The organism is Mesorhizobium sp. M4B.F.Ca.ET.089.01.1.1 (assembly GCF_004022605.1).
GTDB lineage: Bacteria > Pseudomonadota > Alphaproteobacteria > Rhizobiales > Rhizobiaceae > Mesorhizobium > Mesorhizobium abyssinicae.
Genome location: NZ_RZOS01001620.1, coordinates 1 through 378, shown reverse-complemented (window position 1 = coordinate 378; position 378 = coordinate 1). Strand labels below are relative to the sequence as shown.

General features: G+C 61.6%; 1 pseudogene. It reads left to right on the top strand.

The features are described from left to right. Positions 1-378, top strand: a pseudogene (locus EN780_RS38515) (transketolase family protein); the annotation flags it as partial.

Genomic DNA, 378 nt, shown 5'->3' with positions numbered 1-378 from the left:
GTCATACATTGGCCCGCCTGGCGCGTAGCAGATCGGAGATTGTCGGGCTGACGGCCGACCTCGGCAAATACACCGATCTCCATGTTTTCGCGCAGGAGCATCCGGACCGCTTTTATCAGATGGGCATGGCGGAGCAGGTGCTGATGAGTGCGGCTGCCGGCCTGGCGCGGGAAGGCTTCAAGCCCTTCGCGACGACCTATGCCGTCTTCGCCTCGCGTCGCGCCTATGATTTCATTTGCATGGCGATCGCCGAGGAGAATCTCGACGTCAAGTTCGTCTGCGCGCTGCCGGGCTTGACCACGGGATATGGCCCCAGCCACCAGGCGACGGAGGACATCGCCATCTTTCGCGGCATGCCGAACCTGACCATCATAGATC